This is a genomic window from Brevibacillus brevis, assembly GCF_900637055.1.
Taxonomy (GTDB): domain Bacteria; phylum Bacillota; class Bacilli; order Brevibacillales; family Brevibacillaceae; genus Brevibacillus; species Brevibacillus brevis.
This window is the reverse complement of the sequence record NZ_LR134338.1, coordinates 2,730,411-2,755,010: the sequence shown is the minus strand read 5'-3', so window position 1 is coordinate 2,755,010 and position 24,600 is coordinate 2,730,411. Positions and strand designations below refer to the sequence as shown.

Here is a 24,600-nt window from a genome sequence, read left to right as displayed (position 1 = left end):
TCTCCTTCCTGTCTATCGTAATGGTATACACATGCGACTATCGGATATCCGCATCACGTTCTCGCAAGGCAAATACTCGTTGCAGAAATTGACCAGTGAGTGACCTCAACTTATCGGCAGCAGCTTCTATATCGGATCGCTTCAACATTTTTTCTTTGTATAAGCTAAGGGCATAGCGATTCACCACGTTATTGGATGTCTGCAAAATCTCCTCTGCCAGTTCGCGTATAGACAGATCCGCCTGTGGAATGTACCAGTCCAATAATGTCTCCACCCACAGTTCTTTCCCGCCTAATTGAACGTAGAGCTCGTTTAAGTTTTCTTCATGAAAATAAGTGTCTGGCTGCTCCGTAAGCGACAGCAACAGCGAAAGCTCACGGCCAACTTGCTGTTTACTCTCGACTGCTCTTAGTAAACGCAGCAACTCCGGTTCCGCGCTGGCACGCAAGATTGCTTCGTCATCTGTAACGCGATCGAGCACCATGATCAGCCGGGAATGCGGCTCTACATTTGCATAAATCTCCTCAAGCGTTTGGTACGTTGTGGAAAATTTATCGTACTGGATTCGTTGAGCTTGCCCGCGAGTCAAATGATTGTGATTGATGATCGTATAAACCTGCTTGTCATGGTCATAACCAGTGATGACGGTGAGATGATCGGTATGCTCCTTCTGGTATTGCGGCGTGTAAAAGGTGTAATACTCGTCAAACGCAACCATTACTGGCTTGCCTTGATCCAACTGGTGAATGATCGACTCATGCAATTCATCCAGACGAGTGACAGGCACGAGCTTGACTCGATAGCCAAATTTGTATAGCATCTCCTCATCTGACAAATATCCCATAACCTCCGCATGCTCCCGATACGAATAGGGGTACCCCTCAGCATCTAGCTGATAGCCGCGCTTCAACCCAAGAAAAAGCTTGAAATACGGTATCAGATGGGCATCCTGCTCCTCCATTAATAAAGCGAGACCGCGATCATAACAATTCCATTGACGCCAGGACAAATGACTGACATCGGCATACGAGCTGCGTTTGATTTGCGTACCATGCAATGAATTTGTGCTTCGTTGTTGAACAGCTTGGACTGCAGTAGCAGCTGCCTCTTCTTTCGCAACCTGTTCAACTTCATGACCCGCCGCATCAAGATAGGCAGCAAAATCGGAAATCGTCAAATGGGTAAGCAGGTCTTGTACTTCTACTTCTCGGTTCATCCGCTTTGAGATTTCGCTGATCATTTTAATCGCGATGATCGAGTCCCCGCCCAGATCGTAAAAATTGTCATGGATATCTACTTCTTCAAGCCCCAGAACATATCCCCAAATGTGAGCCAGCTCTTGCTCTAAAATGCTGTAGGTATCATGTTTTCTCCCACGTACCACCACGTTTGGCAGCTTCGCTTCTCTAGATTTTTGCGGTGCAACATTGCCTTTTTCTCTCCCGGCATCCTTGTCAGGAGAATGAAGAGAAGAGATGTCCAGCCAACAACGCTTCCGCTCAAACGGATAGACAGGGAGGTGTACACGTCGCGGCTTTTTAAACGTATACATGGCAGTCCAGCGTACATCTGCCCCGCTCACATACAATTCGCCGAGCTCTTTCAGATCAGACAGCTCTTTGCTTTGTGCCAATAAAAGCTTTTGCAAAAGTGCATTAGCCGCCTTATTCCTCGCTTGTTGTTCTGCCTCAGTCAGTATCCCGGGCTCTCTATCGGCTTTTTCCTGTGAGATAACCTTGTGCCAACCAAAGAAAATATCTGGTTCGGAAAGTGTTGTCCAGTCGCTCGCGCACAACTTGGAGATTTTTGCGGCAAAATCATCCATGTCCCTGCAAATAAGCAGCAAACGGTAGCCGTAGTGACTACGGCCCGTATTTGCCGTAAAGCTAAGACTTTCCAATGTCGGCAGTTCCTCCATAGGCTTGCTGGTCCACTTCTGAAAACGGAGCAACAGGTTGAGCAAGCTCTCCTTGCTTTTAGCGGATAAAGCGATAGCCTGAAATCCTTCGTCTTGCATGGGAGGCTGTACGAATGGTGCTTCCTCTACGACGAGGTGAACATTGGTTCCACTCATCCCAAACGAACTGATTCCAGCCCGTCGCACGCTTTGCTCTGGTTCCCACTCTGTCAATGTGTCATGGATGTAAATGGGAGATTGTTCAAAAGGAATCATCCGATTCGCGCGCTGAAAGTGCAAATGCGGAGGTATCTGCTTTTGTTTAAGAGACAGGATCACCTTGAAAAGACCTGCCATACCCGCTACGTGATCGGTGTGACCGATGTTCGTCTTTACGGAGCCTATCCCGCAAAATTGGCGGCGGTTTGTGTATGGGCGAAACGCTCTCTCAAGCCCGTCCATCTCCATAGGATCACCAAGCTTGGTTCCTATGCTGTGCACCTCAATATAGGAAAGCGTTTCGGGATCAATCTGCGCATCTTTCCATGCCTGCTGAATCACTTCGGCTTGTGCCATTGAATTTGGCGCCGTTAGCCCGAAAGAATGGCCGTCTTGATTGGCGGCACTTCCCTTGATTACGGCATAAATCGAATCCCCGTCTGCAAGAGCCTTTGTCAACGGTTTCAGCAAAACAGCGCCAACGCCTTCACCGACACCCGTACCGTCTGAATCATTGTCAAACGGTCGAGTACGCCCAGATTGCGATAATATTCCCAAATCATTGCTTCCATCTTGTAAGGACAGCAAGATGAGCTTGACACCACCGGCCAGCGCCATCTCACATTCTCCTCGACGAATCGCTTGGCATGCCAGATGAACAGCCATCAGAGACGAGGAGCAGGACGTATCCACAAGCATGCTTGGACCTTTGAGATCCAACAGGTAGGAGATGCGAGAAGCGATCACCGATTTCATATTGCCAATGATTGAGGTGGACAGCGCATCTGGTTCCAGTTCGCGAATCATTCGTCTATACTCTTCACCAAAATCACTGCTAAACCCCAGATATACTCCCGTTCGACTGCCCGCGAGCATCGTTCCACCATATCCGGCGTCCTCAATCGCCTCCCAGCATGTCAGCAGAAATAAGCGCTGGTTCGGGTCCATCTGGCTGGCTTCCTTAGGAGAAAGACCGAAGAATTGCGGATCGAATTTATCAATTTCATTCAGGTAGGCTGCTTCTCGAAATTGAATTTGCTCCATCGTCAACCCTTTGGCGAGTAACAATGGAATCAAATCGTTCTGGCGCTCTTTGGGAAGCTCTCTCACACAATCTTGACCAGCTTGCAACAGACGCCAAAAGTCTGCCGGGTTTTCTGCGCTTCCGAATCGGCAAGCAGCACCAATCACCGCAATATCGTGTTGATTGGGTTTGCTGTCTGTTGAATGAGCATCCGTCTGCTGTTTATTCAGTTTGACTCGGTTCAGTCCTAATGGCTTGCTCACTGCGTTCTTCCTCCTTGGGTCCTCTGCTCACCTGATTCGGCTTAGCTTGCTTGCCATTCGTTGCCGATCTCAGGAAACCGCTGTTGCAAGTCCGGTTTGCTGGTCAGCTGTTCAAAGCGCATGGCTTGTTCCGCGTCAGGAGCTTTTTTTGTTTGCAAGATCAGACGAAGCAGAGAAAAAGCTTCCTGTACATCCCCATAGCCCCCCTCTTTTTCTTCTTGTTCCAGCTGTTGCCTCAGTTGTTGTAGCGCTTGATAGGGAGCGATTACTCCTTGCTGGTACACTTCTTCATCGAGACCGCGGTTTTTGGTGCAAACGGCAATCGCAATGCAAGAATCGACCAGTTGGGCAATCGCTGCTTGATTACGCTTTTTGGCATCCTGAAGCTCTTGCTGATAACGATTGATCTCCCCTTGCTTGTCAAAAGCAAAGGCACGAACGGGATATCCTTTGGCCAAATTTGTCAGTACATTTTTCGGACCGAGCTCAATTACCGTATTCGCTCCCTGTTTTACCAAGTAATCCATCGTCGATTGCCAGCGAACTGCGCTGGTTGTCTGGGCTGTGAGTAAATCGACCAGTTGATTAGCATGGACATAAGGTTGTGCAGTCACATTGGAAATCACAGGCCATTTGGGATCGCAGTACGTGTATCGCTTCAGTTCTTCATGTAATTGTTCGGCGGCTTGCACCATGAGTGGCGAATGGAAAGGCGCACTCACCTTAAGGCTGACAACAGAAGTCGAGCCATGCTGCTTGCACGCTTCTTCTACTTGCCGCACCGCATGTGCATGACCGGAGATGACGATCTGATCAGCGGAGTTATGGTTGGCGACCACAACGATTGCATCGTCACGAGAATGTTCCCGACAAATCTCCTCGACAAGTTGAGCATTCAACCCGAAGATTGCTGACATGGCTCCGACACCCTGCGGCGTGGCCGCCTGCATGAACTGACCTCGGCGATAGACAAGGCGGACGGCATCTGCAAACTGGATGGCACCGGCACAAGTCAGGGCCGTAAACTCGCCCAGACTGTGACCAGCCACCCACTTCGGTTCGATGTTCATTTCCTGTGAATAAACGCGGAAGGCTGCGACACTTGCCGTCAGGATTGCTGGCTGTGCGTGCTCTGTTTTGGTCAGTTCTTGTACATCCCCTGCAAAACAAAGGGTTTGCAGGTTAAATCCAAGCGCATCACTTGCTTCTTCAAAGGTGCGAGCCGCAATGGGATGGGCCTCACATAATGCTTGGCCCATTCCAACATATTGCGAACCTTGTCCCGGGAATAAAAGTGCGATTTTGTCCATTTTTGATCACCCTTCTCTACGTCATGTATTCATTCACTAGCATCCTGAGCAATTGCTGGTAATCCTGCGTCATCTCCGTGACTTTTTCTGCCCGCAGGCAATCCGGGTCGAATGCACACACGATATCAATCACGTCTTTTCCTTCCTTGATCCAGAAGGTAAGCTCATGTTCATGGTGTGTGAACGATGCATCGGTAAACTCATTGACACTGCCGAAGAATGGAATAATGGTTCCGCCGTTGCGATCCGTTCGCAATTTTTGGAGCCACACCGAGGCCTCCCCCGTCATTTTCTCGATGAAATGTCGTTTCTGCTGCACCTGCTTGAATAGATCGAAGAAGGTGTTGACCTCCGACATGTTCACCCGGAATGGATAAGCCTTCATCTGCAGTTCCTTGGCGACAGCCACTTCCATATAAAGATCCTGCTGTCCTGTCAATTCGGCCATGAGGTATAGATACATCGAAAGCAGAACGTCTCTAACCTCAACAGCCTCCATTTGACTTACTTGCTGCACATTTTCAAACAGATAATCAGTAAGTGAGAATTGGACCCAGTTTGTGTCCACATTCGCTTCTCCGTTAGTCCAATACTGAGTTGGCAACTCTATCAGCGAGACACGATCCAGCTCCTTCAACCAATAAGTGGTCGGATCGGTTTCTTCTTGTTCATCTGTTACATCTAACGCGGTGTTCTTCAAAAAGTTGGTTAGGCCAAACAGCGTAGGATGAGCGAACAAATCGGCAATTCGAACCCGTCCTGGGTAAAGCTGTTCAAGCTTGGCATGAACTTGCACCAGTAAAAGCGAAGTACCGCCTATTTGGAAAAAGTTATCCTGCATACCCACCATTTCACGTTTAAGCACTCCCCGCCAAATGTCAGCCACCTGTTCTTCCAGTCTGGTAGCCGGGGCTTGATATTCGGTGTGCTTGTCTTGCAGCGCATCAGGCTCTGGCAATGATTTGCGATCCAGTTTTCCGTTTGGCGTCAGCGGCCATATACTCATATGCGTATAGAAATGCGGAATCATGTAATCGGGTAAGCTTTTGCTCAGCATGGCTCGCAATTCATCACTGTCCAACGTTTGCTTTGCCATATAGTACGCAGACAGGTAAGGATTGCTGGCGGTATCTCGCACACTGACCACCGCTTCCGTAATATCCGGATGCTGACAAAGGGCACTTTCAATTTCCCCCAATTCGATCCGATAACCGCGTACTTTGCACTGAAAGTCGGATCGTCCCACATATTCAATACGCCCATCCGGCAGCCATCTTGCGAGATCACCTGTTTTGTACATGCGTTGACCAGGTTTAAATGGATGAGGGATATAGCACTCAGCCGTCAGCGTCGGCTGACCGAAGTAGCCTCTCGTTACTGCATCCCCTGCAATGTAAAGATCGCCAGTGATCTTCATCGGCTGCACTTGCAGATGCTCATCGAGGATGTAGACTTGTGTATTGGGCAAAGGTTCGCCAATCGTTACTTCCTCTGCGTCAGTCAAGTCCTGAACCGTAGACCAAATGGTTGTTTCAGTCGGACCGTACAGATTGTAAAGTCTCGCCTTGGTCTGTGTACGAAGCCGTTGGAACAAAGACGCTGAAAGGGCTTCTCCCCCAATCAGGATTGCTTTCAGGCAGTCAAGTGCGTGCAAGTTGCTCTTCTCTTCCAGCATAAGCTGTAGACGGGATGGAGTCAGTTGAAGGAAAGTGATTTCTTCCTGCAAAATCAACTCCTTAAGCACCTGCGGATCAGCTTGCTGCTGTTCGGTTGCAATGACCACTGTCATCCCTTTCGTCAGCGGTACAATCGTTTCAAGCAGAAAAATATCAAACGAAATCGTCGTCACAGCCAGCATTTTGTCTGCGCTGGTAAAGTCGATGTGTTTCCCGATTCCCGAACAGAAGCTCATCAAATTGCCGTGCTCAACCATAACGCCTTTAGGCTTGCCAGTAGAACCCGATGTGTAAATGACATAAGCGAGATCGCCAGTTGTAGCCTGTGGCGGAAGATTTGAGTCGTCTTCCGTCTCCATCCGGGAATCGTTTACGTCCAGTCGGACAACCCTTCCCCACTGCTTCTCTGCCAGAGAAGCATGAGTTAAGACGAGGTGAGTCATGCTGTTTTCCAAAACATAGGAGATACGCTCTTCTGGATAGTGCGGATCAATCGGAACAAACGCAGCCCCTGCCTTCAAGATCGCCAAGAGTCCAACCATCATATCCACAGAACGATTCGTCAGAAGGCCCACGCAAGTATCAGCAGTGACGCCTTGTTGCTTGATCAAACGAGCTACTTGGTTTGCTCGCTGATTTAAGTCCGCATAGGTGACTTTCTCATCTCCGCATGTTACAGCTAACGCGTTCGGCTGTGTTGCCGCTACTTCTTCAAAGAGCTGGACGACTGTTTTTTCACGAGAGTATTCCAAACTCGTGTCATTCCATTGCTCAACCAGCAGCAAGCGTTCATCTGCTGCCAGCATGGACATCTTGCCGATCAACCGTTCAGGATCTTCCACCATCTGCTCCAGAATCTTCTGGAAGTGTGTGGACATCGCCGCGATCGTCTCTTTGCTGAACAGCTTGTTGCTGTATTCGATATCGACAATCAGGCGCTGTTCTCGCTCAATGATGTCAAAGGTCAGATCAAACTGGGCAGAACGCTGTTCAAATGGATAAGGAGAGAGTGTCAGCCCATTTGCACTCATGCTTCCCTTCGCGTCGCCGGTATTTTGCAAAATGAACATCACATCAAACAGTGGGTTGCGCGCCGTATCTTTTGGCAGCGTCAGTCGATCCACCAGCATTTCGAACGGATAGTCGGCATGAGAGAGCGCCGCCAGTGCCCGTTCTTTTACTTCCTGAAGGAAATCGGACACGGTTCGATCGCTTCGCGGGAAGTTTCTCATCGCCAGTGTGTTCAGAAAGACACCCACGATGTTTTCCAGGTCTGCATGATGACGGCCAGCCACTGGCGATCCAATGATAATGTCTTCTTCGCCAGCGTATTTCGACAGCATAATGGTGAGTGCTCCCAGTAGCGTCATGTACAAGGTTGAACCATTGTTTTTTGCCAGTGCCAGTATCTTCTCTGTCATCTCTTGAGGAATCTCAAAGGTCAGGACATCTCCCTCGAAGCTCTGAACGGACGGTCGTGGGTGGTCCGTAGGCAGATTAAGCACAGGGACTTCTCCATCCAGCTCTTTTAGCCAGAATTTCTCCTGAGCGGCCAATACCCCATTGCCCAGCTGCTCTGCTTGCCACACACTGTAGTCTTTATATTGAATCCGCAGCTCGGGCAACTCGAGTCCCTGATACAACTGGAAGAACTCGCGGATCAAAATGTTGATGGACACACCGTCGGAAATAATGTGATGCATGTCAAACAGCAACAAGTGTTTGTTGACATCAACGCGAATGAGCATACCGCGAACAAGCGGCGCTTTTGACAAATCGAATGGTTGAATGAATTGTTCGACCGTTCTCTTGGCCTCGTTCTCATCGACTTCACTATACGCCAGCGTAAACTCTACGCTCGGTTGAACGGTTTGCATCAAAACTCCATCCACGATGGAAAATGAGGTGCGCAATGACTCATGACGCTGCACCAGCGAGACAAATGCACGTTCGTAAGCCTCTCTGTCCAGTTCTCCTTCAAGCATCATGACTGTTGGGATGTTGTAGGCAACTGCCCCTTCCTGCATTTGTTCCAGCACATAAATTCTCTGCTGAGACGAGGTGGCCGGGTAAGCTTCTCGTTGCTCTGCCACAGGAATCGCGGAAACAGTTGTTTCTTCATTCGGAGCCATCAACACAGCCAATTGACGGATTGTCGGTGTCTGAAACAGATCAGTGATCGTAATCTCTTTTTGCAACTGCTTGGTGACACGGGAAACGATACCAATTGCCAAAAGAGAATCGCCACCCAGCCTGAAAAAGTCGTCGTCGATGCTTAATTCGGTGTAACCCAGCACTTCGGACCAAATCTGACCTAAGGCTTGTTCCAACGAAGTGTAGGGATCACCTTCCTCCCTGCCAGACAAAACTACACGGTTTTGCATGGTCACTGCCGGTGGTGCTTCGCGTTCTTTATGAGACTTACCGCTTGCAAAGATTGTATCTCCGAGCTTTACTTTCAGAGACGGTGCCCATTCCATCAGTACTTGCAAATCAAATTGTCCAATGATCAGGTGTTCCGTTTGGCAAGACAGCGATGCATGAAAGGCTTGTATCGCTCCATCCATTGGCATGTAACCGATAAAACCAGGACCTGTAATGCCTTCAAACGCATACCAGTTCAAAGCTATCGTCGGTTTTCCCGTTCGACTGCGAGCTGCACTATACGCATCCAGGAAGCAGTTGGACGAGACATAGTCACTTCCGGTCGCTCCACCCCAAATCGAAGCAAGTGATGAGAAGATCACAAAGAAATCCAGATGCTCCGGTTCAGCTATTTGATCCAGTATGACTGTGCCCGCCATCTTCGCTTTCAAGCCATTTTGAAAATCGGAAAACGTCTTCGTCTGAATCGTCTCGAAGGTGATATGCGCCGCGGATTGGATAATGCCGTTAATCGGTCCATAGCGTGCTCGGACTTGCTCCGAAATATCCTCCATCTGCTGACGGTCGGACACGTCGGCTGCATAGCAGACTACCTGCGCTCCCATTTCCTCTAGCTCAATCAGCGCTTTTAGCTTTCGAGCCTCAGAAGCACTGCAGTCTGGATGCTGTAAACGCTCTTGCCACTCGTGGTTAGGTGGAAGTGGAGAACGATTAATCAGCACGAGCGTCACATTTTTTTGAGCGGCTAGATGCTTACTAAATGCCAGTCCCAGTTTTCCTGTCCCTCCGGCGATCAAGTACACACCATTTTCACGTATCTCTACGGGCCTTTTCGGAATTTTATCGATATCGCAGCGATTCATTTCTGGTACGATGCGATTTCCTCTATAGGCAACCAATGTGTCATCCCGATTGCAGCGAATTTCCGCTAGAAGCTGGCCAGCCAACTGCGATGTTGAACGCCCCTCTGTTGCGAGATCCAGGCTAAAGCACTGCAGTTTTGGATTTTCCTGCGAGATAACCTTGGCCAGACCGAACAAGGGCGCTTTTTCTGGATAAACAGGACCGTTGTCATCTACTGCTTGTGCGTAGTTCGAGACAATCCGTAAATCAAGCACCTGCTTCAGATCCAGCTCAAGCAACGCTTGTGTCAAATGAAACAGACTGTAAACTCCCAGATGTTGCGCTGACTCAAGAGCTTCAAGCTGTCCGAGGCCATTCGGCTGCTGGGCACCTGAGGTCAAGCTCCATAAATGGATAATCCCAGTCAGCTTTTCCATTTTGTCTCCAAGTCTCTCGAACACACGCCGCAGATCTTCTGGCTGGCTGGGATCTAGGATAAACTCGTGGGAAGAAACGGAGGCAAAAGCCTCACCACTGCGAAGTCTGAACACTTCATGCCCTTCCGATGACATCGCGTCAGCAAGAGTTTCTCCCACACCGCCTTCATCTTGAAACACCAGCCAGATCCCTGGACGCTGGGTCTGATGGTTGGTTGTCAGCTCTTTCGTTTGCCAATTGATCTGGTAGATCCACTCTCGATACTCTTGTGGCGTATACGCTGAGTGTCCGACCAATAACGCCGAATCAGACAAATCAAGCAGCTCAGTTGACGACGGATAAATGGCAATCGATTGATAGTTCGTATCCCGAAGCGCCTTTTCCCAACGTGAGGCATCCATCAGTCTGGCTTGCTGTCGCAGATCAGTGTCTTCGTGCTGCCACCAGTCTTCGGCAAGCCCCCCGATCACATTTGCCGTTGAACGATTTTTCACGAGCTCGATCGCAAACAGCACACCTTGCTCTGCAAGCAACTGATGCAAAATCGATAAGGATGCCCGCACATCCCTGGCCCTGTGAATCGCGTTATTTGCGATGATCACATCGTATGCGTGTAAATCGAAGCCTTGTTCGGCTGGGGACTGCTCCATGTTGAACAGGCGGAACTGCGCAAACGGGTACACTTCTTGGAACTCTTTTTCTGCCTCTGCGAGAGACGATTGCGCACAATCCGTAAACAGATAGGTGACATCTTGTTTCTCAATCTTTGGCAGCAATAAGCGAGTCAGACTGCTGGAACCGCCTCCGAGCTCCAGAATGCGAACAGGACGGTCAAACGAATGGATGTATTGGGCAATTGTTTCCACTGCCATCAGTCCAGAAGGGTTTCCAAGAGTAATGCGATCCGCATACGACTTATATAAGTCAGAAGTACCGTCGTTCGACACGAGTACGTTCTGCCCCGTCATGATGGTTGCGTATTGGGCAAAACAAGCTTTCAATTGAGAGAACGTATCTCGCTCATTCGGATAGCGATCCAGACAATCCTGATAAAACGCTTCCGTATCAAGACCCTCTGCCTGTGCAGATAGACGGTATGTTCCTTCAACGTGTTCAACCAGAGAGGCCTTAACGACAAGTTCAAGTATGAATTGGAAGAGGTGTTCATTTCTTCCATCAAACCTTACAGCTTCACGCAATTTTCCCAGCGTATACGTTTGATCCTGCTTGCGGAACACACCTAGTTGCTTGAAGCATTCAAGCGATGACAAGCCGGAATAAAAAGTCTCATCCTCTTCCAAACCCGTTTGCTTTTTGACATTCACCTGATTCAGTAGCGTTTCCCCAAAAGTAAAGAAGGTAGAAGCAATTTTATGAACATCAGCTGTCTCGTTCTCATGAGCCGCCTCAGATGCTGCAGCAGCGGACCGCTCAACCGTGTCGTTAGTTGGTTGATCCGATTGCACCCAGTGACGGGTTTTGGCAAAGGAATAGGTTGGCAAAGGTACCTTTTTCCATTTGACAGGACGGTAGTATTCAAGCCAATTGATAGGCACCCCTCGTACGTACTGTTTTGCCATTTCTACTGGGTCTGAGCTGTCTATTTGCACGCTGATCGGCAATGAACTTTCCCCACGTGAATTCAGTACCCCGTAGAACACCTGGTTCCCATCAACAAACGGAGCACCGTCCTCCGTCCGTTCTGCCGTGCACAGGCGATGGACCTTCTGCAAAAAGTCCTCTTTGCTGTTGACAATGAAGGCAAGGCGATACCCATAGTGTCCGCGCCCAACATTGGCAGTAGCGCACATATCAAGTAGGGAATGCTCAGAAGGCCCTGATAAAAATGCTTGGTATTTCTCGAGCATATCCCAGAGCGACTCACTTGTTTTGGCAGATAACGTAATGAGGTAGTCGCCAGATTCTGAAACGGCTGTCTCCTCGCGCCCAGGAGGCTCTTCCAAGATGACGTGGGCGTTTGTCCCGCTCAGGCCGAATGCACTTACGCCAGCTCTCCTCACAGGTTGGTCCGCCTCAACATCCCAATCCTTAAGGACATCATTTATATAAACAGGCGAATCGATAAAAGGAATTAAGGTATTCGGCCGTTTTACATGCAGCGTTGGCGGAATCTGACGATGCTTCATCATCAGAACCGTCTTAATGATCCCAGCCACACCTGATGCCGCAATCGTGTGCCCGATATTACTTTTGACCGAGCCTATTGCGCAAAATTGCTTACGTTTTGAAACTTTCTGAAAGGCATGCATGATCCCCTCAATTTCAACAGGGTCGCCTAATCTTGTCCCCGTCCCATGTGCCTCAATATAGGAGATGCTCTCTGGATTGATTCGCGCTCGCTCCCACGTTGTTCGCAACAAAGCAGACTGAGAAATCGCATTGGGCGCTGTAATACTGGTAGAACGACCATCACAATTGACCGCAGTGCTTTTGATCACCGCATGGATATAATCGTTGTCCTTGACTGCTTGATCGTATGACTTCAAAAGAACAGCGCCAAGACCTTCTCCCCATACTGTTCCATCAGCAAAGTCATCAAATGCCTTGGTTTTGCGTTCTACAGAAACGATGCCAAAGTCTGTATCTTGTTGAATCGGAAACAGGGAAAGGTTAACTCCGCCTACGAGAGCCATTCGACAATCGTTGTTTCCAATGGCCTGACATGCTTGGTGCAGAGCGACCAAGGAGGAAGAGCAAGATGTATTAATCAGTTGGCTCGGACCTGACAGATTCAGCAAATAGGAAATTCGTGAAGCGATAATTGCTGCAACGTTGCCAGCAAGCGAGGACGAATCAACGTTTTTCAGCACACGCTGGTATTGTGATTCATTGTCACAATATCCCAGAAATACGCCTGTAGGAGAACCGCTGATCATCTTCTCGCTATACCCGGCATGTTCAAATATTTCCCATGCCAACTCGAGAAACATCCGCTGATAAGGGTCCATGGTTCGAGCCTCTGCAGGTGATATCTCGAAAAACGCATGGTCAAATAAATCCACGTGATCGAGATAACCCATCCGCTCATACTTAAAATCTGTGTCGTTAAAAAATTCTCTCGCTACCCTCTCGACATCTGGACGCCTTGCAGTAGGAATATCACCGATTGAATCGTGTCCCTGCTTCAAATTGTTCCAGTATTCTTCGAGGCTGCTGGCTCCGGGAAAACGACAAGCCATACCGATGATCGCGATATCTTGGCGTGTATTTACGTTGGCAGAGGACAGTTCCTTCAGCAAAGGGAGTGCTTCCTTCTCTTGCAGTCGATGAGCTGCCACTTGCTCCAAGATGTATTTTTTTAGCAAACTCATCCTAATTCCCCTTCCTTTTGTCGATCAGTTCGGCACCCTTGTCTACGGAGAGAACTCCCTCCTTGACCTCCCTCAGCAATTCCAGAAGGGATTCGTCATCATCGCTTTGATCTTCCATAGATGCAAACTGATCCTGTTTTCTTTGTTCGAGAAAATCCACAAACATGGCAATCGTATAGTAGGAAAACAAATGAGCGACGCTAATCTCGCTGTCCACTTGTTTTACAATTTGCGCATGCATTTTAAGCAACAGCAGGGAATTCCCTCCCAGCTGGAAAAAGCTGTCGTGTACCCCCACTTTTTCGATTCCCAAGATTTCTTTCCAGATGGTAACCAGCTGTTCTTCCTTCTCGTTTCGCGGGGCTACATATTCAGCATCGGACGCCTGTTGTTCATCCACTTCAGGCAGTAGCTTGCGATTGATCTTGCCCCCTGCTGTCAAAGGCATTTTTTCAATGCTGACAAAAAAGGAAGGGATCATGTGATCGGGAAGCCGTTCGCTGAGATAACCACGCAAGTCACTTGCGGTCAATTCCTGAGCATTCGATACGTAGTACGCGCACAATCGAGCCTTCTCTTCTTGAAATAGCACGGCACACTCTTTGACTAGCGGGTGGGACAATAGAACCTCATCAATCTCGCCCAGCTCAATTCGGTGCCCGCATACTTTTACTTGATGATCGATGCGACCGCAAAACTTGATATTGCCATTCGGCAGATAGCGTCCAAGGTCGCCTGTCCGGTAAAGCTTTTGATAACCAATTTCCGGATAAGGGTTGTCAACAAAGCTGGCTGCAGTTTTCTCAGGATCGTGCAAGTAACCGTGCCCCAAGCACAAGCCAGTTATATAAATCTCCCCTTGATGCCCAGCAGGAACTAGTTTTCGATTTGAATCCAGCAACAGAATTTTCGTATTGGCTATCGGCTTTCCGATCGGTATCGGTCCCTGATGGGTATGGTCGATCTCAAAGTAGATGACACCAATAGACGTCTCCGTCGGACCATACAGATTCGTGATACGAACATGGGGAAACCGCTGAAGAAACAGATGCACGGTGTGAGCCGTAATTTCCTCTCCCCCCAAGATCAGGTGGCGAATCGAAGAAAGTGAATCGTGTATGTCCATCCGTGTTTCCATTTGATCTACCAACAGGTTAAAGACCGACGGCACAAAGTCCGTAATCGTAATCTGATAGGTTGAAATAGCGTGCAACACTTGATCGAGCGTCATCTCGAATTCAGGAATCGGCAATACCGTACGGCCACCATGCAAGAGCGGCCAGAAAAGTTGCCAGACCGAACTGTCGTAGTGATGGGGAGTCGTCTGGAATATGGCGTCTTGTTCTGTACAACCGTAATGTTCATCCATCCAGCGAAACCGATTGAAAATACCGATATGAGGAACAACAGCTCCTTTTGGTTTGCCAGTGGAACCAGATGTATAAATCACATAGATCGGGTCGTCCACATCTACCTGGACCTGCAAGTCCCCTTCTTCCCGGATTTTATCCGCATCGACGATTACAGCACGTGTCCATTGCACGAATGACGGTTCCTGACGTATTTCTGGTCCGATCAGCGTCACCGGACAATCCAATTCATCCAGCAGCTGCTTTTTCCGTTCGTTCGGACTTTGCACGTCTAGCGGAACAAATGCCGCACCCGTTTTCATCACAGCTAGAAGGGAAATGACCAAATTCAAGCTACGATTCATCAAGACGGGAACATAGCTTCCTCTTCCAATACCGCTGGCCTTCAACATACGCGCAAGGCAATTGGCTTTCCCATTAAGTTGAGCGTAGGTAAGGGTTTTGTTGCCAAACACAGCCGCTGTTAGATGAGGAGTACGCGCTGCCTGTTCCTCGATCAGTTGATGGATCGGCTTTGGAGCAGAATGAGGAACGTCCGTTTGATTGCGGGTATACAACAAATCAGTCCGCTCTGCTTCCGTCAACATATCGATTGTGTGAACTAGCCGTTTGGGATCGACGACCACTTCACGAAGAATTTGTAAATAATGACTGATCATTCGTTCGACCACAGCCTCTTGGAACTGCTCGCCCGCATACCGTACGCGTCCTGTCATTCCATCTTCTGTTTGCTTGCATGCAAATACCACTTGCAGGGTCAGACCTTCTAAAGCAGCAATATCTTGCATGTTTTCTAGTACGAAAGCTGTATCCAGCAGTGTCATCAGATCGGTGTCGGATAGATCAAGCCATTGCATCATTTGCGAAAACGGATAGTTCTGATGCTCCATTGCCTCTTTGACCAGCTGCTTACCCTCTTTCGCCACTTCTGCAAAAGTAGCTTCTTGATGCATCCGTACACGCAGCGGCAGCACCCGATTCCAAGCATTAGGGGGAAGCGGATTCTGAAAGACGGGCGTGAGAATGATCATGTCGTCTGTCTGCTTATACCGATTCAGCATGATTTGAAACGTCGACAGAAGGAACAGGTAGAGCTTCATCGGATGATGATCGCAATGAGCCGCAACGGCAGCGTTCAAATCATCTGGAAAGACAAAAGATATTTCTTTTGTCTCCTTCTCCCCATCGCCTTCCTTCTCCGTCCCTTCGGTTGGAAGGAGGGAGAGCGTCCACTCCCCCTGTAACTTCTCTTGCCAGTACTGCTCCTCCCGGCTAAATTTCCGACTGGTTAGCAGAATGTTTTGCGAAATAGTAGTCTCCATATGCCCTCCCCCTCTTACTCACCGCTTGCTCTAAAATTCAAAATCCCAATCGACGCCCTGTGCTTGAATAAGGGCTACCTCACGGGTCAATTCAAAGTCTTGCAGGAGGCGCTGGGGATCTTCCATCACCTGCTGCAACAAGCTTTTGAAGTCACTCACAAGCTGCTCCATCGTTTCTCTTCGGAACAGGTCACTGCGGTAATCCAGCTTACATGTAAGTCTGTCAAAAACAGGGTAAGCCGACAGATGAAGGTCAAGTTTTGCCGTGTTGTTTTGCAGTGGATAGTTTCTGACGATCATGTCCTCAAGCTCCAGTTCCCCTTCCGGATTGTCCATGTTTTGCAGGACGAAGATCGTATCAAAAAGGGGCTGACGACCTGTATTTGGTTCAATGCCAAGAGTCTGAACAAACAGATCAATCGGGTAATCCGCCTGTTCAAAAGAGGCTAGCGTATGCTCACGGACCTCCGCAAGAAACTCGCGATAGGTTTTCGCGCCTTTTGGATAATTGCGTAGGGGAATGGTGTTGATAAACATCCCAATCACTTCATCAAACTCTGCAAATTTGCGGCCAGCTACTGGAGTTCCGACAACGACATCCTCTTGGCCGCTGTATTTTGCAAGCAACATGTTGTAAACCGACAACAGCACCATGTAAAGTGTCGCCTGTTCCTGCGTTGCCAGCTCCTGCAACTGCTGCGTCTCCTCTGCCGATATCTCAAACTCAATCGTCGCACCAGGAAACGTAAGAGATTCTGGCCTTTCGTAATCAGTCGGAATCGATAGAAGTGGTGCTGGGCTGGAAAACAGGTCTGCCCAATAGCCAGCTTGAAGCTCCCCTGACTCAAGTGCAGATTCCTGCCAAACAGCAAACTCTTTTTGCTGAACTTCCAATGCAGGAAGTGTCACGCCTGCATAGAGACGAACAAAGTCTTCCACGAGAATATCCATGGATACACCGTCTGAAACGATATGGTGCATGTCGAACAACAAGAGATGCTTTTCCGGTGCAATCCTGATTAGTCCTGCACGCAACAAGGGCGCTTGACGCAAGTCGAATGGCCGTACGAATGTTGCCAGGCTGGCATCCAACTGCTCTGCACTTGCTTCGCTCACTTCCAAACGGAAGGCCGGCGAATCATGTACAATTTGAACTACTTGCCCATCTATATAATCAAACGAGGTACGAAGAGATTCATGGCGGTCAATCAATCCTTGAAAAGCATGTTCTACTTTCTCACGACTCAAATCACCCTCGACGAAACGGGCAGCCGTAATATGAAGGCTTGTGTCAGCCGGATTCAACTGCTGAAGAATAAAGAACTTGCGCTGGGCAGGCGTAACCGGATAGTACGATCTGGCTTCGACTGGGAATCGTCTTTTCATTATCGTCTTGTCTGCCCCATCAATCACCTTGCCAAGCTCTTGAATCGTTGGGTGATTAAACATGGTTCGCAGTGGAAGCTGTACGCCAAATTGCTGTGCAACCTGCGCAGCCACCGCGTTGATTTTTAACGAGTGCCCCCCTAGAGCGAAGAAATTGTCCCGAGCGCTGATTGTTTTTGGATCGAGCTGCAGCACTTGAGCCCAGATGTGGGTGAGAGCTTTTTCCGTTTCGGTTGTAGCTGACACAAAAATAGATGTGTCGACCCGATCCTGTATGCCAGGCTTCGGTAAAGCCCCTCTGTCCACTTTTCCGTTCGGGGTAAGTGGCAATACGTTTTGTTTTACATAGTGCATCGGCACCATGTATTCCGGAAGCACAGTAAACAGATAATCACGTATATCTCGTGCAGAAAATCCCTCCAGGGGAACGACATAGGCACATAAGTACTTTGCACCCGTTTCCTCTGAAAGCGCCAAGACCACCGCATCCTTGACCGCAGGATGTCTGCGCATTACCTGTTCAATCTCACTTAATTCGATTCGGTAACCCCGAATCTTGACTTGATTATCCATTCTTCCGAAGTACTCAATATATCCGGCCTCCGTGATCCGGCCTACATCACCCGTTCGATAGAGGGCTTGATAATCAGGGTCTTCTACCCAGCTGGCATACGGATTTGCTACAAAAACTTTTTGCGTCCGTTCCTCATCTTTGTAGTAGCCGTAACCAACGCCCGGGCCGGCCACACATATTTCTCCTTTTACGCCTCGTGGGCAGATACACTGATTTTGATCGAGTATGTAAATATGAGTGTTCTGAATCGGTATGCCGATGGGAACCACTATCTGCTGATCGCTAGGCATTTCCCGGATAATGTGGTGCGTAATATCATCGGATGCTTCCGTTGGCCCGTACATATTCACCAATGGAATTTCCGAATAGCAGCCAAACCAGCGCCGTACCAGAGGGGCAGGCAACTCCTCTCCTGTCACTGCCATCCATCGCAGATCAGGGAAGCTGCGATCGGAGTCGGGCCATTCTTGAGCGAGATCAAGCAGCACAGATAGCAGAGATGGCACCACTTCCGCGATGGTGACGCGATTGGAACGGAGTACGTTATGAAGGGCCTGCGTATCCATAACCGTCTCGGTATCGACCACCAACACAGAGCCACCCACCAGCAAAATAGATAGATATTGCCAAACAGAAATATCGAAGCAAAGGGAAGCCGTTTGTGCGACAAGATCGTCCTCGCAGAGGGATAGGTCGTTGATTTTAGCGAAAATGTGGTTAATCATTCCACGGTGGTGCACCATTACGCCTTTCGGTTGTCCAGTCGTGCCCGATGTGAAGATGATGTACGCCAAGTCTGTTCCCGCACTCTCCCGATCGATGTCCTCTCCCGAAAGTGACTCAACCGATTGATCGGATTGACCAAAGACATAGAGATACTTCAGTTCAGGTGAGGATGCTTGAATCGACTCCAATCCATCTAGCAAGTCAGGCTGAGTGATTAACCCTGCAATCTCGCTCTTCTGCACGATGTACAAGATCCGATGCTGCGGATAGTCTGGATCAATCGGTACGTAGGCTCCTCCCGCCTTGAACACTGCAAGAATCGCAACAAGCGTATCCGCGTTACGCTTCATATAGATACCGATTTTCGTGCCAGGTCGCAATCCTTGCTGGATAAAATAGCGCGCGAGTCGATTGGATCGCTCGTTTAATTCCTGATAGGTTAAGGTTGCTTTTCCGTCTGTCACCGCTTTGCGATGAGGAGTCTTTTTTACCTGCTCCTCAAAGAGGCGATCAAAGCTCTGATCGCGCGGAAAATCAACCCGGTTGTCGTTGAATGAAAGAACTAACTCCCGAATCTCTTCCTCAGATAAGCACGCTATCTCTGCGATCTTCTGATCCGGTTGCGTTACGATAACCTGATAGATACGGACCAAATGCTCCATCATCCGTTCCATCATGGGGAGTTGGTATCTTTGCCCCACGTAACGCACGAGTAATTCGAGCGAGTTTTCCTTTTTAGAAAAGAGGAGCTGCAACTCGCTCGATACCTGTTCCATGCTGTCCTGATCATGAAGGACATCTAACAAGCAAGTCGCCTCAAAAAACGGTGTGCTGTTCCCCTGCTGCGGAACTTTCAGTTCCTCAATCAACCGCAAGATTGGGTAGTTCTGATGTTCCACAGCGGCCTTTAAGGTCTGCCGAACTTCTTGCAGCAACTCCTTGATACTCCAATCCGGGAGCACCTGATGACGCAAGGGCAGTACCTTGTTCAAAAACTCACCCGGCTCTGATTGACGAAAGATAGCCGTTCCAACGCATAAGTCCTGATGTCCCGTATATTTGGACAACAAGATGCAAAATCCACTCAGCAAAGCCATGAACAAACGCTGATCCGAGCCATTGCTCAAATGAATCAGTGCCTTGCTCAGCTCGTCCGGAAACACGATGGTCAGCTCACGAAGCTCAGACTGACGCTGAAACGAGGCCCGAGAGTCTGTTGGAAGATCGAGTGAATGAAACTCTCTCGAGAGGTTCTCCATCCAATAGTCTTTTTCGCGATCAAACTGCCCACTGGCCAGCAAGATGTTTTGTGCCGTTATCGTTGACAAGCCAATCCCTCTTTTCTGTCCGTCATGTATTTCTTAAAAAGCAAAGTCATCGTCGTCCACTTGTCCCTGTGCTACTTGTACTACTCCATGACCGATCTGAAGTTGTCCGATAGTTCGGTTCGGGTGGGCTACCATTTGCTCCAGAAGAATGACAAAGTCTTGAGCCATCTTCTCGATTGTTCTTCTGTGATACAAGTTCGTGTTATATTGCCAGTGCATGCGTATGTGATCTTCAGCCTTAACTACTTCCAAAGCCAGATCGAGCATGGCAGCTTTGCGTCTGAATTCGTAGGGAGCAAACTCGATTTGATCGAGACGGACTTTTTGCTGCTCCGCTGCATGATGCAGGGTCAGCATGGCGTCAAACAACGGGTTCCTTGCTGGATCGCGAAGCAATTGAATCTGACTTACGAGTTGGTCGAATGGATAGTCTCCATGTTCAAATCCGTCTAGCACGTTTTGGCGTACCTGTTCGATATACTCTTGGACGGTCAATTCTTTCTTCGGCCAGTTCCGCAAGGCCAAGGTATTAACAAACATTCCTACAACAGGGGCAAACTCCGCACGTTGTCTACCATCCATGTCGCAGCCGATGACGATGTCTTCCTGATTGCTGTATTTGGATAACAAAACAGAATAGACGGCCAAAAGAAGCATGTACAGCGTCGTAGAACTCTGACGGGTGAACGTGTCGAGTTTTTCCAGCCATTCTTCAGACAGCTCAGTCAGCAACTCGTCTCCATCAAATGTCATATTTTGTGGGCGAGGAAAATCCGTCGGGATTGCCAACGGTTGCGGCTCCCCGGAAAAGGCATCCAACCAGTAGGCTTCATGCTCGGCCCAACTGCTCTCAGCAGCTTGTTCTTCTTGCCACCAAGCGAATTCCTTGGCCTGTACCGACAATTCCGGCAACACCTGTCCTTGGTAGAGGTTACAAAACTCCTCAAGCAAGATGGACTTGGATATGCCATCTGAAATGATATGGTGCATGTCGAAAATCAACAGATGCTCCTCTGATGAAATCTCAATGAGGCCGATACGAAGCAAAGGAGCTTGCTTTAAATCGAAAGGCCGGAAAAAGCGTTCGATTGTCTTTTCCACAGCTTCCTCGTCTGCTTTCCATGTCTCAATCTGTACAGACAGATCACTGTGTACTTTTTGTTTCACCTGTCCTTCCATCAGATGAAACGAGGTGCGCAGCGCCTCATGTCGTGCGACGAGTTGATCTGCAACGTCTTGGAGACGCCCTGAATCAAGGGAACCGGTCATCCGCATAACTCCCGGGGTATGATAGCTGGTAGCATCTTCTTCCAACTGCCACAACAGGTAAAGCCGCTCTTGCGCACGCGTGACAGGGTAATATTCCTGATCAGAGAGCGCGACGATCGGTTTTTGCTCCATCTCTTGGAGGCTGCCTGTGATCCGACTCGCCAAGCCTCGAATCGTCGGAGCATCAAACAGATCGCGCATTGAAAGCTTCACTTGAAACTCACTTTCCACTCTGGATAAAAGCTGAATGGCCTTCAGCGAATGCCCTCCCTGTCCAACAAAGTGATCAAGCACACCTGGCGATGGAATCTGTAAGACATCCGCCCACAACTCAACCAGCTTTTGTTCGATAGGATTTGCCGGAGGCACGTAATCACTACTGACGCTAGGCTTTACAGCAGGCAAAGCTTTTCGGTCGATCTTTCCATGCGGGGTTAGCGGCATCTCGGACAGCTCCATAAAGTAACTCGGGATCATATAACCGGGTAGCCACTCCAGCAGGTGCGCACGAAGCCCATCCGGCTGAACACCGTCCTTTTGCACCACATAGTAGCAAGCCAGTTCGGTCAAACCCATCTGATCGGTCATAGCCAATACAGCTACCTGATTCACAGCAGGATGCTGAAGGACGGCGCGTTCAACTTCTTTCAGTTCCACACGATAGCCGCGCACTTGAACCTGATCGTCCATCCGACCCAGATATTCAAATACGCCCGTTTCGCTGAGCAATCCGACATCTCCAGTACGGTAAAGTCGCTCGCCGGTAATCGGATGATACGTAAAAGCTTTCTCGGTCAACTCAGGCTTGCCCAAATATCCGTCGGTGATGCCAATTCCTCCGATGCAAATCTCGCCCTTGACATCTGGGGGACAAATTTCCCCCGTCTGACCAAGGATGAACATATGCGTATTGGCAATGGGAACACCAATAGGGATTCTGAGTGTTTCTTCAGCAGGCTGTTCTGTGCAAAGATAGACGGAAGCGTATATCGCTGATTCCGTCATCCCGTATATATTGGCGATTCGCGCGATACGGAACAGACGATTCCATTCGCGAACCAGATTGGCTGTCAGTGCTTCTCCTCCATTAAATACCCACTTCAAATGGGGCAACGGATCTGGTTCATTGCGAGAATGCACATGAGCCAGAAACACATTCATCATCGCTGGAACAAACTGGGTGACTGTAATGCGCTGCTCTCGCAGCCAGTCATACAACGCTCCCGGATCTTTCCCGTCTTCCTCTTTCAAAATCGACAGCTTTGATCCAACCATCAGCGGCCAAAACAATTCCCACACCGAGTCCGTAAAAGAAATCGAGGTTTTTTGGGCAACAACGTCTGTCTCGCTAAGCGGAAAAGTCTCCTCCAGCCAAAACAACGTATTCAAGACCTGTTTGTGCGTAATCATGACGCCCTTTGGCGCACCGGTCGAACCAGATGTGTAGATGACATAAGCAACATCATCCTCTGAACCCGCCGGGGCTATCGCCTCATCCTTTTGGCGGCGAATATCGAGCGCTGTATAGACCTTGTATCCATCGTGATGGAAGGAAGTCTCGTCCAAACAAATGATCGTTTCGATGCTGTCAGGTAGATCCGGAATGATCTCATCCAGATACATGGATTCTGTTACAAGCACCTTGCAACGACTATCCTGCAAAAGATACCGAATTCTAGCTCGGGGATAATGCGGATCAACCGGGACGTATCCCCCACCTGCTTGGAGGATTGCGAGAACTGCCGCTACCATACGGGAACTCCTGTCTGCGAGAATTCCTACGAGTTGCGAAGGAACTACACCCGCATCTTTCAAGATACGGGCTAACTGGTTTGCTTCCGCGTGTAGTTCTGCGTAAGTTCTTTCTCGATCCGCCTCTACCACAGCGACTCTATCAGGCGTTTTTTCCGCTTGCCGGGCGATCAGTTCAGCGATTGTCACTTTGTTGCGATACGGTTTGTCTGTCTGATTGACTCGGGTTAACAAGTTCGCTTCATCATCAGTGAGCAGGTTAAACTCGTTCAGATCCAGATCGAGCTGCATACGTCCATTCATTGCGACTCTTCCCCTTTTTAGGTGGTGGTGAAAAATTCCCGCAAACGGTTAATTCCCTCGTTATACTTGGCGGCAGAGTATGAGAGGCGCAGTGTGTTCGGGATGCCAAAGTCAGAACCCGGTACGGTCGCCACATGTGTAGCCTCGAAAATTTGCGTAGCCAACTCAAGCGAGGTGCTGATGCCTTTTCTCTTCATAAATTCTTCGCAGTCAATCGTGAAGTAGAAGCTGCCTCTCGCTGGCAGAGCACGGACATCCGGTACATTTTGGAAAGCGTCTATCGTGTAGTCTCGACGACCTTTGTACAGTTGGACCAAATGATCAACCTCATGCTGGTAATCAAGCGCAGCCATTGCTCCGAACTGTACGACTGGGTCTGCTGTGAGCAGTGTATGATGCTGAATGACCGTCAGTGGCTGCACCAGCTCATCCGGTACGATCGCATATCCGACACGTCTGCTGTACATCCGATACGCTTTGGAAAACGCATCCGTTGTGATGAACGTAGACTTGGTATTTTTCAGCTGCATCACGGATTCGCACTCGTCATCGAAGTAGGTATTCGCATAAATTTCGTCATTGATAATAGCTGCACGCCCGTCTACGATGCTGTCGATCGTATACAATTCCTCTTTTGTAAGAATATTTCCCAACGGGTTGCCTGGCGTGTTGATCACGACCACTTTTGTCTTGTCTGTAAAGTTCTCTTTGAACGACTCCACATCCAGTCTCAACGTATCCAGATCAATTTTGTAGTAACGAACTTTCGCACCGACTAAGAGCGCGCAGAAATGGTAAAGCGAGTAGTACGGAAGTGGCAGCAACACTTCATCGCCCTCTTTAAGCAGGAGGTAGAACAGGTTGCGGAAGAGTGTGCTGGTACCGACACTGATCACGAAATTCTCCGGTTTGATTGACACATCGTATTTTGTTTTATAGTGGGTCGCGAGCTTATCTTTCAGCTCCGGCAGCCCCCCTGGATATACAAGCGAATATTTTTCAAAGCTGTTCAATGCCTGTTGCATGGAATTGATAATTTCGGGATGCAGCGGCATTTCTGACTTCCCAAGAGTCATGCGGATCGCTTCTCCACCGTTTCTCTCAAGCTCATTTGCCATCTGGTCCAGTACAAACATCAAAAAGCGCTCGTCGTGAAAATTAATGGAGGATCTGATTTCCATAT

7 protein-coding genes are annotated in these 24,600 nt (G+C 49.0%); all 7 read right to left on the bottom strand.

Annotation, left to right across the window (positions count from 1 at the left end; genetic code table 11):
- Nucleotides 1-37: 37 nt before the first annotated feature.
- The 7 genes from edeG to EL268_RS13580 are packed head-to-tail and all read right to left on the bottom strand — an operon-like array spanning nt 38 to nt 24,598.
- A complete protein-coding gene (gene edeG, locus EL268_RS13610; RefSeq protein WP_106656428.1) occupies nt 38-3,403 on the bottom strand; it encodes an edeine polyketide synthase EdeG in 3,366 nt (1,121 codons plus the stop codon).
- A 41-nt stretch (nt 3,404-3,444) separates the two neighbouring features.
- Entirely contained in the window at nt 3,445-4,713 is a 1,269-nt protein-coding gene (fabD, locus tag EL268_RS13605) for an ACP S-malonyltransferase (protein WP_106656429.1), read from the bottom strand.
- Between the two features lie 16 nt (nt 4,714-4,729).
- Nucleotides 4,730-13,387 (bottom strand): edeine biosynthesis hybrid PKS-NRPS EdeI, encoded by an 8,658-nt coding sequence (gene edeI / locus EL268_RS13600; RefSeq protein WP_106656430.1) that lies wholly within the window; start codon nt 13,385-13,387, stop codon nt 4,730-4,732.
- A 1-nt stretch (nt 13,388) separates the two neighbouring features.
- Nucleotides 13,389-16,079, bottom strand: coding sequence for an edeine non-ribosomal peptide synthetase EdeJ (edeJ, locus tag EL268_RS13595; RefSeq protein ID WP_106656431.1), 2,691 nt, complete (start codon nt 16,077-16,079; stop codon nt 13,389-13,391).
- Nucleotides 16,080-16,109: 30 nt separating this feature from the next.
- Nucleotides 16,110-20,093, bottom strand: coding sequence for an edeine non-ribosomal peptide synthetase EdeK (gene edeK, locus EL268_RS13590; RefSeq protein ID WP_106656432.1), 3,984 nt, complete (start codon nt 20,091-20,093; stop codon nt 16,110-16,112).
- A gap of 33 nt (nt 20,094-20,126) precedes the next feature.
- Nucleotides 20,127-23,417, bottom strand: a complete 3,291-nt coding sequence (edeL, locus tag EL268_RS13585; RefSeq protein WP_106656433.1) for an edeine non-ribosomal peptide synthetase EdeL — start codon at nt 23,415-23,417, stop codon at nt 20,127-20,129.
- A 17-nt stretch (nt 23,418-23,434) separates the two neighbouring features.
- The gene (locus EL268_RS13580; protein WP_106656434.1) at nt 23,435-24,598 is read right to left on the bottom strand and encodes a pyridoxal phosphate-dependent aminotransferase; all 1,164 of its coding nucleotides are present in this window, start codon (nt 24,596-24,598) and stop codon (nt 23,435-23,437) included.
- Nucleotides 24,599-24,600: the final 2 nt, after the last annotated feature.